Below are 14,093 nucleotides of genomic sequence, written 5' to 3'. Positions count from 1 at the left end.
GTCGTCCAGGACGAGCGGGAGACCGGGCAGCGGCTGGGTCGGGTACGGGTCGGCCTCGAACTCGGCCTCCTCGCTGACCTCGACGTCCGCGTCGAGCGGGGCCTCAGGGGCGGTGGTGGCCTGCTCCGGACGCGCCTCATCCGCGGCCGTCCGGTCCGGGTCAGAACCGGTCAGTGCCGCCGCCGGCGCGAGGTCCGAGCTCAGGGCCGCTCCCCTTTCGTCGCGGAGCTGACCTCACCGAGTGTACGTGGGCCTGGGGACACGCGGCGCAGACCACGCTGGTGTCGCCCGATCGGCGCACCCTCGCGACGTCCGGCGGCTAGGCCGCTAACACGCTGTGCACGTCGAGCTGGGCCAATCGGTCGCGACCCCCGAGAGCGGTCAACTCGACCACGACGGACACTCCGGTCAGTTCTCCCCCGGCCCGGCCGACCAGGTCGGCGGCCGCGGCCAGCGTCCCGCCGGTGGCCAGCACGTCGTCGACCAGCAGCACCCGGCGGTGGCCGGCGAACGCGTCCTCGTGCACCTCGACCTCGGCCTCGCCGTACTCCAGCTGGTACGCGGCGGAGACCGTGCGCCAGGGCAGCTTGCCGGCCTTGCGGACCGGGACCACGCCGAGGCCGGTCTCGATCGCGATCGCGGCCGCGAACAGGAAGCCGCGGGCCTCCACACCGGCCACGACGTCGAAGCCGGCGCCGGCGTGCTCGGCCGCGATCGCGCGGGCGACCTCGGCGAACAGGGGGCCGTCGGCCAGCAGCGGGGTCAGGTCCTTGAACACGATCCCCGGCTTGGGGAAGTCAGGAACGTCCCGCAGCCGAGCAGCAACCCGCTCCCCCAGGTCGGTCACGGTGCGGCGCTCCGGTCCGGACGCCGCCGCGCCCGACCGTCCGCTCACCGGCGCTTCTTGGCCGAGGGCCGGCCACCGCCCCCACGCTTCTGCGACGGGCGCTTCTGCGGGCGGGCGCCCGGTCGAGGCGTGCTGGAGCCGGCCCCGGTGCGGGCGGCCGGCTCGGGCGTCTCGTCGCCGGCCAGCTCCGCCTCGACGATGTCCTCGTCCTCGGCGAGCTCCGGGTCGGCGACGTCCTCGTCCGCCGGCGCCTTGGCCCGGCGGGACTTGGTGGCCGTGGCCGTGGCCGTGGCCGGACCGGCCGCGGCGACCGCCTTCTGCCGGCGCGGGGTCCCGGTGGTGACCTCGCCCTTGCTCTCCTGCGCCCGCCGGGTGGCGACCCGCTTGGCCAGCGCCGCGTACTTCGGCTCGCGCTCCTTGAGCTCGCAGACGATCGGCGTGGCCAGGAAGATCGACGAGTACGCCCCCGAGGCCAGGCCGACGAACAGCACCAGCGCGAGGTCCTTGATGGTGCCGACGCCGAGCAGCCCGGCGCCGACGAACAGCAGGCCGCCCACCGGCAGCAGCGCGATCAGCGAGGTGTTGATCGAGCGCATCAGCGTCTGGTTGACCGCCAGGTTCGCGGCCCCCGAGTACGTGATGCGAGATCCGCCGAGGATGCCGCGCGCGTTCTCGTCGACCTTGTCGAAGACGACGACGGTGTCGTACAGGGAGAAACCGAGGATGGTCAGCAGCCCGACGATGGTGGACGGGGTGACCTCGAAGCCGACGATCGAATAGATGCCGGCGGTGAGCAAGAGGTCGTGGAACAACGCCGCGATCGCGCCGACGGCCATCTTCCACTCGAACCGGACCGCGATGAAGATGCAGACCGCGATCAGGAAGATCACCAGACCGCGGACCGCGGCCGTGGTGATGTCGCTGCCCCAGGACGAGCTGACCGCCTGGACGGTCACCTCCTGGCCGAACCGGGTCTGCAGCGCGTTCTTCACGCTCGTCTGCTGGGCCGGGCTGAGCTCACCGGCCTTGAGCAGGACCTGCCGCTGGCCACCCGCGCCGACGATCTGCGGGGTGCTCTCGACCTGGGCGCCGGCCTGCTCGGCCACCTGTTGCACCTCGGCCGGCTGCGCGGTCGAGGCGTTGAACTGGAACGAGGTGCCGCCGGAGAACTCGATGCCCAGGTTGAAGCCGCGGAAGACGAAGCTGCCGACACACAGCAGCAGGAGGACCGCGGAGACCCAATACCACCGCTTGCGCTTGCCGATGAAGTCGAAGACGGCCTCGCCCGCGTTCAGCCGGCGGAACAGCGTGAGCATGCTCAGGACTCCTTCGCCGACACGCGGCCGCGACGGCCGGCGGCGGAACGGGCGGGGGTACGGGCCGGGGCGGCTGCGCGCTCGGCGGCGGCCCGCTGGGCGGCGATCTTCTGCACCGAGCCCAGCCCGGACACCCGCGGCGACATGAACGCCTTGTTGCGGGCGAAGAGCGTGACGAGCGGGTGTGTGAAGAGGAAGACGATCACCAGGTCGAGGATCGTCGACATGCCGAGGGTGAAGGCGAAGCCCTTCACCGTGCCGGCGGCGAGGTAATAGAGGATCGCGGCGGCCAGGAACGAGACCGCGTCCGCGGACAGGATCGTCCGCCGGGCCCGGACCCAGGCCCGGGGCACCGCCGAGCGTGGTGATCGGCCGTCCCGGATCTCGTCCTTCAATCGTTCGAAGAACACGACGAACGAGTCCGCGGTGATACCGATCGCGACGATGAAGCCCGCGACGCCGGCCAGGGTCAGGGTGAAGCCGATCTGGCGGCCGAGGATGACCAGCGCCGCGTACACCACGATGCCGGACAGGAGCAGGCTGGCGATCATGACCAGGCCCAGGGCCCGGTAGTAGAGCAGGCTGTAGATGAAGACCAGCGCGACGCCGATGCCGCCGGCGAGCAGGCCCGCCTTGAGCTGGTCGGTGCCGAGCGTCGGCGAGACGGTCAGCGCCTCCTGCTGCTGGAAGGTCAGCGGCAGCGCGCCGTACTTGAGCACGTTGGCCAGGTCCTGGGAGTCGCTCTGGGTGAAGCTGCCGGTGATCTGCGTCTGGCCGTTGATCGTGCCCTGGATCGCCGGGGCCGAGATCGTCTTGCCGTCGAGCACGAACGCGACGTTGTTGGCCGGGTCGTTCGGGGTCGCGGTCACGTTGTGCGCCGAGGTGTACTGGGCCCAGGTCGACTGGCCCTTGCTCTTGAAGTCGAGCGAGACCGTCCACTGCGGGCTGGTCGAGGTCGGCGCGACCGCGGAGGCGCCGGAGATGTCGGTGCCCTCGATGATCGCCGGGGCCAGCAGGTACTTGGTGGCGCCGTTCTGGTCGCAGGACGGGATCACGTCGGTCGGCTTGTCGACAGAGGCGGCGGCGCCGGAGTCGGCCGAGCAGGTCAGCTTCTGGTACGCGAGCACGGCCTGCTGGTACTGCGCCGGGTCGACGCCGGCGGGCGGGGTGGCCGGGATCGTCGTGTCGGTCCCGGCCGGCGCGGTCGCGGCGGGCGCCGCCGGCGCGCTCGCGGCCGGCGTGGTCGCCGCCGGCGCGGGCGCGAAGCCCTGCGGCGAGGCCGAGCCGCTGGCCGAGGCCGAGGGGGCGGCCGAGCCGCTCGCGGCCGGGCTGGCGGTGCCGGACGGGGTGGCCGTGCCGGCCGGGGCCGGGGCGGCGGCCGCGCTGGTGATCAGCGGGCGGAACCGCAGCTGCGCGGTCTGGCCGACGGTCTTGGCCTGGTCACCGTTCGCGCCCGGCACCGAGATGATGATCCGGTCCCGGCCCTGGGTGACCACCTCGGCCTCGGCCACACCGAGGCCGTTGACCCGGCGTTCGATGATCTGCCGGGCCTGGTTCAGCGCGTCGCTGCTCGGCGGCTGGTTGTTGGTGGTCTTCGCCTGCAGCGTCACCTGGGTGCCGCCCTCGAGGTCCAGGCCGAGCTTGGGGGTGGCAGAGCTGCCGGTGAAGAAGACCAGCGCGTACAGCACGACCAAGATGCCGGCGAGAGCGCCGAGGTAGCGGCCGATGGGCAGCGATCCGGACGGTGCGGCCACGGGGTGTCATCTCTCCTCGGTGCGGGTCCCGCCGCGGCGGGGTCAACGTTCCAGGCCAGTATGACCCGGCCCACGTTCTGTCTTGGTGTGCTGGGGTACGGCTAGCGCACGTCGGGCTCGGTGCTGTCGGCCTCGGCCGGCTCGGGCGCGACGACCGGCGACCTCACCTCGGCGATGGCGGCCTTGGCCCAGCGGACCGTCACCCCGGGCGAGATCTCCAGGTCGACGGTGTCGTCGCCGAGGGACACGACCGTTGCATGGAGCCCCGAGGTCGTCATCACCTCGGTTCCGGGCAACAGGCCGGCCTGCAGCTGCTGGGCCCGCTGCACCGCGCGGTTGCGCTGGCGCATCGGCAGGACCAGCAGGAACACCACCGCGATCGCGATGAACAACAGCGGGACTAGCTCAGACATGACGGGTCGATCTCCTCCAGCTCACGATCGTCCGCCCGTTCGGCGGGCGGCCGGTCGGCAATCGCGGCAGTCTATACACAGCGTGCCTTGCTGCTTGGCGCAACGTGTCAGGCTCGATGCCGGTTCCGGACTCACTCGAACAGTAGTGCCGATCCCGGCCCCGGTGGGGTGAGGCCGAGGTGCGTCCAGGCCGCCGGCGTGGCCACCCGGCCGCGCGGGGTCCGGGCCAGCAGGCCGGCCCGGACCAGGTACGGCTCGGCGACCTCCTCGACGGTCCGCTGCTCCTCCCCGACCGCGACCGCGAGCGTGGACACGCCGACCGGACCGCCGCCGAAGCGCCGCACGAGCGCGTCGAGCACCGCCCGGTCCAGCCGGTCCAGGCCGAGGTCGTCGACGTCGTACACGGTCAGGCCGGCGCGGGCGATCTCCCGGTCGATCACGCCGTCGGCCCGGACCTCGGCGTAGTCGCGGACCCGGCGCAGCAGCCGGTTGGCGATCCGCGGGGTGCCGCGGGACCGGCCGGCGATCTCGTCCGCGCCGTCGGGCTCCAGCCGGACCCCGAGCAGACCGGCCGAGCGGACCAGCACCTGCTCCAGCTCGTCCGGCTCGTAGAAGTCCATGTGGCCGACGAAGCCGAAGCGGTCCCGCAGCGGGCCGGTCAGCAGGCCGGCCCGGGTGGTCGCACCGACCAGCGTGAACGGCGCGACCTCGAGCGGGATCGCGGTCGCGCCCGGGCCCTTGCCGACGATGACGTCGACCCGGAAGTCCTCCATCGCGATGTAGAGGAGCTCCTCGGCCGGCCGGGCGATGCGGTGGATCTCGTCCACGAACAGCACGTCGCCGTCGCCGAGCGCGGTGAGGATCGCGGCCAGGTCGCCGGCCCGTTCGATCGCCGGGCCGCTGGTGACCCGGATCCCGGCCCCCAGCTCGGCCGCGACGATCAGAGCCAGGCTGGTCTTGCCCAGGCCGGGCGCGCCGGAGAACAGGATGTGGTCGGGCGGGCGGCCACGGCGCAGCGCGCTGGTGAGGACCAGGCCGAGCTGCTCGCGGACCTTGGGCTGGCCGACGAAGTCCTCCAGCTTGCGCGGCCGGAGGGCGGCCTCGACCTCACGCTCGTCCCCCTCCGCGTACGGGCTGGCGACGTCCGGTTCAGCCACCGTCACCCACTCATCGGTGCAAGGCGGGGTACGGAGGTGTAGGCCGGTGTCATCGCGGGCTCAGCACCCGTAGCGCGGCCCGCAGCAGGGCCGGGACGTCCGGGGTGCCGTCGGCCTCGGGCGCGACCACGGTGACGGCCTCGTCGGCCTCCTTCGCGGTCCAGCCGAGGCTCACCAGGGCCTGGCCGACCTGGTCCCGCCAGGGCGCGGTGGCCGTCGTCCCGCCCGGCCCGGCCTGGTCCCCGGCCTCGATCGCGCCGATCTTGTCCCGCAGCTCCAGGACCAGCCGCTCGGCGCCCTTCTTGCCGATGCCGGGCACCCGGGTCAGCGCGGGCACGTCCGCGGTGGCGACCGCGCGGCGGACCTCGGTCGGCGGCAGCACGCTCAGGACGGCCTGGGCCAGCCGGGGGCCGACGCCGCTGGCGGTCAGCAGCAGCTCGAAGATCGAGCGCTCGTCGTCGTCGGAGAAGCCGTACAGGGTCAGGGAGTCCTCGCGGACGACCAGGCTGGTGGACAGCCGGGCGGGCTGGCCGACGCGGAGCCGGGCCAGCGTGCCGGGGGTGCAGGAGACGGCCAGGCCCACTCCCCCGACCTCGACCACGGCGCCGGCCGCGCTGACCGCCGCGACCTGCCCGTGCACGCTCGCGATCACGCCCGCTCCTTCGCCACTGCGGCGGCCAGTCGGGTCTGGGCCGGGCCGCGCCAGAGCTGGCAGATCGCGAGGGCGAGCGCGTCGGCGGCGTCGGCCGGCTTGGGCTGCTCGGTGAGCTTGAGCAGCCGGGTCACCATGATCCCGACCTGCGCCTTGTCGGCCCGGCCGGAGCCGGTGACCGCGGCCTTGACCTCGCTGGGGGTGTGCAACGCGACCGGGACGCCGGCCCGGGCCGCGGCGAGCACCGCCAGCGCGGCCGCCTGCGCCGTACCCATGACCGTACGGACGTTGTGCTGGCTGAAGACGCGCTCGACCGCCACCACGTCCGGCCGGTGCGCCGCCACGGCCGCGTCCAGGCCGGCGGCGAGGGCGAGCAGCCGGTCGGCCAGCTCGGCGTCGGCCGGGGTACGCAGGACCGAGACGTGGACCAGCCGCATCGGCCGCCCCGCCGACCCCTCGACGACGCCGACGCCGCACCGGGTCAGCCCCGGGTCGACGCCCAGCACCCGCACCGCTGACCTCCCGAGCCGATCGAACAGTCGTTCGCCACCGTAGCCGCGACCGATCGTCGCGACCGGCCGGACACGCGGTGGACACTGGGCCCGTGGATCGCGCCCCCCTCGACCCGGCCGCGCTGGACGCGGTCGTCCGCCCGCTGGCCGCGGCCCGCACGCTGCCGGGGGCGGCGTACGGGTCGCCGGAGGTCTTCGACTGGGAGCAGGCACACTTCTTCGCCGGCGGCTGGGTCTGCGCCGGGCGGGCCGACGCGCTCGCGGCGCCGGGCGACCAGCGCGCGGTCACCGTCGGCGGCAGCTCGCTGCTGCTGGTCCGGGACAACGACGGCGTCCTGCGGGGCTGGTTCAACGTCTGCCGGCACCGCGGGCACGAGCTGCTGGAACCGGGCAGCAGCCGCAAGGGCCGGGCGATCCGCTGCCCGTACCACGGCTGGGTCTACGGGCTGGGCGGCGAGTGCCGGGCCATGCCCCGCTTCGGCAAGGACTCCGACGACGGCATCGACCGCAGCGCGTTCGGGCTGGTCGCAGCACGGGTCGAGCAGTGGCAGGGCTGGGTGTTCGCGAACGTCTCCGGGGAGGCCCCGCCGCTGGCCGAGCACCTCGGGAACGCGGCCATGGTCGTCGACGGCTACGACGTGTCGCGGCTGCGGCTCGGCACCCGGCACGAGTACGAGGTCGCGGCCAACTGGAAGGTCATCGTCGAGAACTACCTGGAGTGCTACCACTGCGCGCCGATCCACCCGGAGCTCTGCGAGGTCACCCCGCCCGAGTCCGGCCTGGGCTACCCGGTGTCGCCGGTCGGGGCCTGGACCGGGGGGCCGCTGGCGCTGCGCGAGGGCGTGCAGACGATGTCGCTGGACGGGCGCAGCCTCGGCGTGCCGATCCCGGGGCTGCCGGCGGCGAAGGCCCGCGTGGTCGGGTACGCGGCGCTGCTGCCGGGCCTGCTGATCAGCGCGCACCCGGACTACCTCATGACGCACCGGCTGGAGCCGCTCGCGGCCGCCCGGACCCGGGTCGAGTGCACCTGGTACTTCCCGCCCGAGGCCTGGGAGCGCCCCGGCTTCGACCCGGCGTACGCGGCCGACTTCTGGGATCTGGTCAACCGGCAGGACTGGGCCGCCTGCGAGTCCGTGCAGCGCAACACGAGCTCACCGGGCTGGCGCCCGGGCCCGTTCTCCCCCTGGGAAACCGACGTCCACGCCGTCATGGCAGCAGTAGCCCGTGGCTACGAAACCGGCCGCCTCGGCCCCGTCTGACCGCCTGGCGACCGGGGCGGGCGCCCGGAGAGGCACAAGTCCGACCCGCGCGGCGGGTTGACGGTGATCGGGTCCTCCGCGACCGGCGGGGCTCGTTGGACGAGGTCGGTCGAGACCCGCCAGTGCAGACGAGGCACCGCCCGGGGGTTACGGGGCCGCCCCCGACAGCGACTCAGTCGACCAGGGCCAGGACCTCGTCGGAGACGTCGAAGTTGGCGTAGACCTCCTGGACGTCGTCGAGCTCCTCGAGCGCCTCGACCAGGCGGAACACCTTGCGGGCGCCGTCCTCGTCCAGCGGCACCGTCACGCTCGGCACGAACTGGGCCTCGGCCGAGTCGTACTCGATGCCCGCGCCCTGCAGCGCCGTCCGTACCGCGACCAGGTCGGTCGGCTCGCTCACGACCTCGAACGACTCGCCGTCGTCGGTGACCTCCTCCGCGCCGGCATCGAGCACCGCGGCGAACACGTCGTCCTCGGTCGTGCCCTCCTTGGGTACGAGCACGACGCCCTTGCGGTTGAACAGGTACGCCACCGAGCCCGGGTCGGCCATGTTGCCGCCGTTGCGGGTCATCGCCGTCCGCACGTCCGAGGCGGCCCGGTTGCGGTTGTCGGTCAGGCACTCCACCAGCACCGCGACGCCGCCCGGCCCGTACCCCTCGTACGTGATCGACTGGTAGTCGACGCCGGCGCCCTCGATCCCGGACCCGCGCTTGACCGCGCGGTCGATGTTGTCGATGGGGACGGAGGTGCGCTTCGCCTTCTGGATGGCGTCGAACAGCGTCGGGTTGCCGGCCGGGTCACCGCCGCCGGTCCGCGCCGCGACCTCGATGTTCTTCACCAGCTTGGCGAACAGCTTGCCGCGCTTGGCATCGATCACGGCCTTCTTGTGCTTCGTCGTCGCCCACTTGGAGTGGCCGCTCATAGGACTTGCTCCTTCACGATCTCCACGAACAGCGCGTGCAGCCGCGCGTCGCCGGCCAGCTCCGGATGGAACGAGGTGGCCAGCAGGCCGCCCTGTCGCACCGCCACGATCCTACCGGCGGAAAGCCCGCGCCCTGTCGGCCCCTTGTCGGCGGCGCCGACGGCGCTCCCCAGCACCTCGACGTCCGGACCGACCGACTCGACCCAGGGCGCGCGGATGAACACCGCGTGGAACGGCCCGCCCGGCACGCCGGTGAGCGGGATGGACTCCTCGAACGAGTCGACCTGCCGACCGAAGGCGTTGCGCCGGACGGTCACGTCCAGCCCGCCGAGGGTCTGCTGACCCTCCACGCCGTCGAGAACGCGGTCGGCCAGCAGGATCATCCCGGCGCACGACCCGTACGCGGGCATGCCGCCGGCGATCCGCTTGCGCAGCGGTTCGAGCAGGTCGAAGGCGACGGCGAGCTTGATGATCGTGGTCGACTCGCCGCCCGGGATCACCAGCCCGTCGACCGACTCCAGCTCGGTGGCCCGCCGGACCGTGATGGCCGAAGCGCCGGAGTCCGAGAGCGCCCGCAGGTGTTCGCGCACGTCACCCTGGAGGGCGAGGACCCCGATCCTCACCAGCCGCGGCCGGCGTAGCGCTGCTCGGGCTTGAGCTCGTCCAGCCCGATCCCGACCATCGGCTCGCCGAGCCCGCGGGAGACCTTCGCGATCACGTCGGGGTCGTCGTGGAACGTGGTCGCCTTGACGATCGCCTCGGCGCGGCGGGCCGGGTCGCCGGACTTGAAGATGCCGGAGCCGACGAACACGCCCTCGGCGCCGAGCTGCATCATCATCGCCGCGTCGGCCGGGGTCGCGATGCCGCCGGCGGTGAACAGCACGACCGGCAGCCTGCCCGCCGCGGCCACGTCGGCGACCAGCTCGTACGGCGCGCGCAGCTCCTTGGCCGCGCCGTACAGCTCCTCGGGGGACATGCCGGACAGCGCCCGGATGCCGGCCCGGATCGAGCGCATGTGCCGGGTCGCCTCGACCACGTTGCCGGTGCCGGCCTCGCCCTTGGAGCGGATCATCGCCGCGCCCTCGGAGATCCGCCGCAGCGCCTCCCCCAGGTCGGTCGCACCGCAGACGAACGGGACCGTGAACGCCCACTTGTCGATGTGGTACGCCTCGTCGGCCGGGGTGAGCACCTCGGACTCGTCCACGTAGTCGACGCCGAGCGACTGCAGCACCTGGGCCTCGACGAAGTGCCCGATCCGGGCCTTGGCCATGACCGGGATCGAGACCGTGTCGATGATGCCCTCGACCATGTCCGGGTCGGACATGCGGGCGACGCCGCCCTGCGCGCGGATGTCGGCCGGCACCCGCTCCAGGGCCATCACCGCGACCGCGCCCGCGTCCTCGGCGATCTTCGCCTGCTCGGGCGTGACCACGTCCATGATCACACCGCCCTTGAGCATCTCGGCCATGCCGCGCTTGACGCGCGCGGTGCCGGTCCTGGGGGTGGCGGTGACGGGGGCGTCGGAGTACTCGGACATGACCGCGATTCTACGTGGGCTCAGCGGTACGACACCGGCGCGCCGGTCGCGGCCAGCAGGACCCAGGCCCCGCCGGGGTCGAGCGTGATCGGTTTGCGGTCCGCGTCCAGGTAGGAGGTCCGGCCGGCCGGGCGGGCCCGGGCCCAGCTGCCGGTCAGCACCCGGCCGTCCCGGAACACCAGCAGCCGGCCGGTCCCGACCGTGGACGTGTAGACCGACGGGGTGCCGAGCACGTCGACGTCGGTCGGGTCGATGCGGGCCCGGCTGACCGGTACGACCAGGTTCGGCGTCGAGATCGGCCGGCCGGACGCGGCCCGCCGGAGGGTGCCGTCCCGGTTGAGCAGCAGCCAGCGGCGGGTCGGGGCGTCCCAGCGGAAGTCGACCCGGGTCTTGCCGACGGTGACCGACACCGCGCCGACCTTGCGGGCCCTGGCCAGCCGCGGGTCGGTGTGGGCCCAGCGCAGCCCGATGTCGTGCGGCCCGGAGACGCCGTGCAGCCGGGCCGCGAGCGCCGCCGTGTTCACCACCAGGTTGTACGGCGCCACCCGGCTGCCGAGCCGCCGGTAGACCCCGCCCTGCCGCTGCGGCCCGGCGTCGACCACGGTCGAGTGCCGCAGCCGGGCCACCGGGGCCCCGGCGCCGCCGGAGTACGCCAGCGCGGGCCGGCCGTACGCGGCCAGCAGCTCGGGGTCGGAGTTGCGCACCGACCGGACCGGGCCGACCACCGCGGGCTGACGGCCGGCGAACACCGCGACCAGCCGGGTCACGCCGGCCTCGACCTGCTCGACGTAGACGAGGTCGGCGTACTCCAGGCCGAGCTGGGGCCGGCCGTCAGCGGTGTCGTCGATCTTGACCGCGATGACCGGCCGCCTCGGGACGGCGCCGACGCCGGTCAGCGGGTTGACCGCGGGCGCGACCGGCTTCGGCGCGGGCTTCGGCACCGGGGTCGTCGGGGCCGGCGTCGGCGAGGGGGTGCGGCTCGGGGTCGGCGACGGGACCGCCGCCGGGGCGCCGGACGAGCAGCCGGCGGCCAGCGCCACCGCGATGAGAACCAGACAGACCCGTCGCACACGCACCTCCCGGAGCGCGGCGACCCTACCCACCGGCTACCGCTGGGTCTCCTGGCGGGCCGGGACGGGCAGCGTGTCGTCGATCTCGAAGAAGGCGGGCAGCGGCTGGGCCCCGCCGAGCCGGAACAGCCGGGGCAGCCGGCGCCGCCGCAGCGAGCGGGTGTCGCGGACCGCGTCGTTGTAGAACCGCCGGGCCAGCGCCACCCGCCGGGCCGCGTCGGTCAGGTCGGCCAGCAGGGCCGGGTCGGCGCCGGCCGGGGTCGCCCGCAGCGCCCGGGACAGGTCGTTCTCGACGGCTTCCCGGGTGCTCTCGTTCGCGTCCAGTGAGGCCGTGGCCAGGGCCAGCAGCCGCTGCTCCCGCTGCGGGCCGAGCTCGGCGGCGGAGTCGGAGGCGAGCGCCTGCAGGGCCGCCGCCCGGCGCACCAGCTGGGCGTCCAGCGACGTGCGGGCGAGCGAGGTCCGGTCGTGCAGCCGGTCCACCCGGGTGGCGGTCCAGCTCACCCAGACGAAGAGGAGCACGGTCACGGCCGCTGCCGCGAGAATCACCTCCACGGGTGATCAGAGTAGGCGCTCCGATCACTCTCCGACGAGACCGGGGGTGGCGGACGTGTCGGGAGTCACCGGTACGGGCTTCTCCGCGATCACCGTCTCGTACACGGTCACGATGTAGCGGGCGACCACCGGCCAGTCGTACGCGGCCACGACCTCGGTGCCGACGGCGACCAGCCGGGCCCGCCGGCCCGGGTCGTCCAGCAGCCGGTCCAGCGCGGTGGCCAGCGCGGTCGCGTCGCCGGTGCGGAACATCGTGCCGGCCCGGCCGTCGTCGAGCACCCGCTTGAACGGCTCCAGGTCGCTGGCCAGGATCGGCGCGCCCGCGGCCATCGCCTCCAGCAGGATGATCCCGAAGCTCTCGCCGCCGAGATTGGGCGCGCAGTAGACGTCGACCGAGCGCAGCATCCGGGCCTTGTCGGCCTCGCTGACCTGTCCGAGCAGGTCGACCCGGCCGGCCAGCGGCGGCGGCAGCTCCTTCAGCAGGTCCTCGGCGTCGCCCCGGCCGGCGACCAGCAGCCGCAGCCCGGGCCGCCGCGGGGCGAGCGCGGCCAGCCCCTCCAGCAGCACCGGCAGGCCCTTGCGGGGCTCGTCGTACCGGCCGATGTAGCCGACGGTGCCGCCCTCGCGCGGGTAGCCGGGCAGCGGCGGCGCGCCCGCGTAGTGCGCGATCGCCACCCCGTTCGGGATCTCGACCGCGTCCCCGCCGAGGTGCTCGACCTGCACCTGCCGGGCCGCCGCGGACACCGCGATGCGGCCGCTGATCTTCTCCAGGAACGGCTGCACGACGCCGCCCGCGGCCGACAGCGACCGGGACCGGGCGGTCGAGGTGTGGAAGGTCGCCACGATCGGCCCGCGGGCCAGCACCAGCGCCAGGAACGAGAGGCTCGGCGCGATCGGCTCGTGGATGTGCAGCACGTCGAACCGCCCGTCCCGCAGCCAGCGCCGCACCCGGGCGGCCGACACCGGTCCCATCTGGACCCGGGCCACCGAGCCGTTGTAGCGGATCGGGACCGCCCGCCCGGCCCCGACCACGTACGGCGGGAGCGGGAGGTCGTCGTCGGCCGGCGCCAGGACGGAGACGTGGTGCCCGAGGGCGATCAGCGCCTCGGCCAGGTCCCGCACGTGCGCCTGCACTCCCCCGGGGATGTCCCAGGAGTACGGGCAGACCAGGCCGACGCGCATCCGCTGCTCACCCGCCCGGTTCGCGGGCCGGATCGGCCGGGAGGTCGTCGAGCCAGAGCCGTTGCAGCATGTGCCAGTCGTACGGGCGCAGCGCGATGTCGGCGGCGAAGCGGTCCGCGACCTCCTGGGTCGCGGTGGTGACCTTGTCCCGCAGCCGGACGCCCTCCACGACCGGCACCTCGGGGTGGATCTTGATCCCCCAGCCGTCCTCGGTGAACCAGAGCCCGGCCGGCAGCAGCGCGGCCCCGGTGGTCGCGGCCAGCAGCGCCGGCCCGGCCGGCATCCGCGCGGTCGCGCCGAAGAAGTCCACGTCGATGCCGCGGGCGGTGAGGTCGCGGTCGCCGAGCAGGCAGACCACCCGGCCGGCCTTCAGCCGGTCCTTGAGCACGTCGGCGGGCGGGCGCGCGCCGCCGGTCAGCGGCAGCACCTCCATGCCGAGGCCCTCGCGGTAGGCGACGAACCGCTCGTACAGGGACTCGGGCTTGAGGCGCTCGGCGACGGTGCTGAACGGGACGCCGTGCTCGAGCAGCCAGACCCCGGCGGACTCCCAGTTACCGGAGTGCGGCAGGGTCAGGAGCACGCCGCGGCCGCTGGTCAGCGCCTTGTCCAGGACGTCCGTGCCGATGGCGTCGGTGTTCTCCCAGACCGTACGGGGGGTGATCCGGGACAGCCGGAAGGTCTCCCGCCAGTACCGCGCGTACGAGCGCATGGCCTTCTCGACGAGCGGGTCCAGGTCGGCGTCGGGGCCGACGACCCGGGCCAGGTTGGACCGCAGCCGCCGGACGCCCCGGGTGTCGCGGCGGGCGGCCAGCGTGCCGGCGGCGGCGAAGGAGAACGCGGCCACCGGGTGCGGCAGCGCGCGGACGGCGGCCCAGCCGGCCGCGAAACCGGCGTCCACCGCCCGTTCCCGCAGGCTCACC

15 protein-coding genes are annotated in these 14,093 nt (G+C 74.0%); 1 reads left to right on the top strand and 14 read right to left on the bottom strand.

The window, feature by feature from the left end; translation table 11 throughout:
* Positions 1 to 319 precede the first annotated feature (319 nt).
* The 7 genes from VGP36_08685 to ruvC all read right to left on the bottom strand — a co-directional run bounded on the left by VGP36_08685 (position 320) and on the right by ruvC (position 6,651).
* On the bottom strand, positions 320 to 895 hold the full coding sequence (locus tag VGP36_08685; protein ID HEV7654795.1) for an adenine phosphoribosyltransferase: 576 nt from the start codon (positions 893 to 895) through the stop codon (positions 320 to 322).
* Positions 892 to 2,163, bottom strand: a complete 1,272-nt coding sequence (gene secF / locus VGP36_08680; protein ID HEV7654794.1) for a protein translocase subunit SecF — start codon at positions 2,161 to 2,163, stop codon at positions 892 to 894. Before secF ends, VGP36_08685 begins: the two co-directional genes overlap by 4 nt.
* Positions 2,164 to 2,165: 2 nt before the next feature.
* Positions 2,166 to 3,917, bottom strand: a complete 1,752-nt coding sequence (gene secD, locus VGP36_08675) for a protein translocase subunit SecD (GenBank protein HEV7654793.1) — start codon at positions 3,915 to 3,917, stop codon at positions 2,166 to 2,168.
* A 101-nt stretch (positions 3,918 to 4,018) separates the two neighbouring features.
* The gene (gene yajC, locus VGP36_08670) at positions 4,019 to 4,330 is read right to left on the bottom strand and encodes a preprotein translocase subunit YajC (protein ID HEV7654792.1); all 312 of its coding nucleotides are present in this window, start codon (positions 4,328 to 4,330) and stop codon (positions 4,019 to 4,021) included.
* Positions 4,331 to 4,461: 131 nt separating this feature from the next.
* Entirely contained in the window at positions 4,462 to 5,493 is a 1,032-nt protein-coding gene (gene ruvB / locus VGP36_08665; protein HEV7654791.1) for a Holliday junction branch migration DNA helicase RuvB, read from the bottom strand.
* 43 nt (positions 5,494 to 5,536) lie between these two features.
* A complete protein-coding gene (gene ruvA / locus VGP36_08660) occupies positions 5,537 to 6,139 on the bottom strand; it encodes a Holliday junction branch migration protein RuvA (protein ID HEV7654790.1) in 603 nt (200 codons plus the stop codon).
* The gene (ruvC, locus tag VGP36_08655; GenBank protein HEV7654789.1) at positions 6,136 to 6,651 is read right to left on the bottom strand and encodes a crossover junction endodeoxyribonuclease RuvC; all 516 of its coding nucleotides are present in this window, start codon (positions 6,649 to 6,651) and stop codon (positions 6,136 to 6,138) included. The genes ruvA and ruvC overlap by 4 nt, the downstream gene beginning before the upstream one ends.
* 92 nt (positions 6,652 to 6,743) lie before the next feature.
* Here ruvC and VGP36_08650 point away from each other — a divergent pair, with 92 nt between their 5' ends.
* Positions 6,744 to 7,910, top strand: a complete 1,167-nt coding sequence (locus VGP36_08650) for an aromatic ring-hydroxylating dioxygenase subunit alpha (protein HEV7654788.1) — start codon at positions 6,744 to 6,746, stop codon at positions 7,908 to 7,910.
* A gap of 172 nt (positions 7,911 to 8,082) precedes the next feature.
* Here the strand turns inward: VGP36_08650 and VGP36_08645 are convergent, their stop codons facing one another.
* The 7 genes from VGP36_08645 to VGP36_08615 are packed head-to-tail and all read right to left on the bottom strand — an operon-like array spanning position 8,083 to position 14,092.
* Positions 8,083 to 8,832, bottom strand: coding sequence for a YebC/PmpR family DNA-binding transcriptional regulator (locus tag VGP36_08645; protein HEV7654787.1), 750 nt, complete (start codon positions 8,830 to 8,832; stop codon positions 8,083 to 8,085).
* Positions 8,829 to 9,455: a pyridoxal 5'-phosphate synthase glutaminase subunit PdxT gene (gene pdxT / locus VGP36_08640; protein ID HEV7654786.1), complete on the bottom strand. Its 627-nt coding sequence runs from the start codon at positions 9,453 to 9,455 to the stop codon at positions 8,829 to 8,831. The genes VGP36_08645 and pdxT overlap by 4 nt, the downstream gene beginning before the upstream one ends.
* Positions 9,452 to 10,369, bottom strand: coding sequence for a pyridoxal 5'-phosphate synthase lyase subunit PdxS (pdxS, locus tag VGP36_08635; GenBank protein HEV7654785.1), 918 nt, complete (start codon positions 10,367 to 10,369; stop codon positions 9,452 to 9,454). The genes pdxT and pdxS overlap by 4 nt, the downstream gene beginning before the upstream one ends.
* 20 nt (positions 10,370 to 10,389) lie before the next feature.
* Positions 10,390 to 11,439 (bottom strand): DUF3048 domain-containing protein, encoded by a 1,050-nt coding sequence (locus tag VGP36_08630; GenBank protein ID HEV7654784.1) that lies wholly within the window; start codon positions 11,437 to 11,439, stop codon positions 10,390 to 10,392.
* 36 nt (positions 11,440 to 11,475) lie between these two features.
* Positions 11,476 to 11,991 carry a hypothetical protein gene (locus VGP36_08625; protein ID HEV7654783.1) on the bottom strand — a complete coding sequence of 172 codons (516 nt, stop codon included), beginning with the start codon at positions 11,989 to 11,991 and terminating at the stop codon, positions 11,476 to 11,478.
* A gap of 24 nt (positions 11,992 to 12,015) precedes the next feature.
* Positions 12,016 to 13,173 (bottom strand): glycosyltransferase family 4 protein, encoded by a 1,158-nt coding sequence (locus tag VGP36_08620; protein HEV7654782.1) that lies wholly within the window; start codon positions 13,171 to 13,173, stop codon positions 12,016 to 12,018.
* Positions 13,174 to 13,180: 7 nt separating this feature from the next.
* A complete protein-coding gene (locus VGP36_08615) occupies positions 13,181 to 14,092 on the bottom strand; it encodes a phosphatidylinositol mannoside acyltransferase (protein ID HEV7654781.1) in 912 nt (303 codons plus the stop codon).
* Position 14,093: the final 1 nt, after the last annotated feature.

This window comes from Mycobacteriales bacterium, assembly GCA_035995165.1.
Lineage (GTDB): Bacteria > Actinomycetota > Actinomycetes > Mycobacteriales > CADCTP01 > CADCTP01.
The sequence above is the reverse complement of the archived record's forward strand: the minus strand, read 5'-3'. Positions and strand labels throughout refer to the sequence as shown.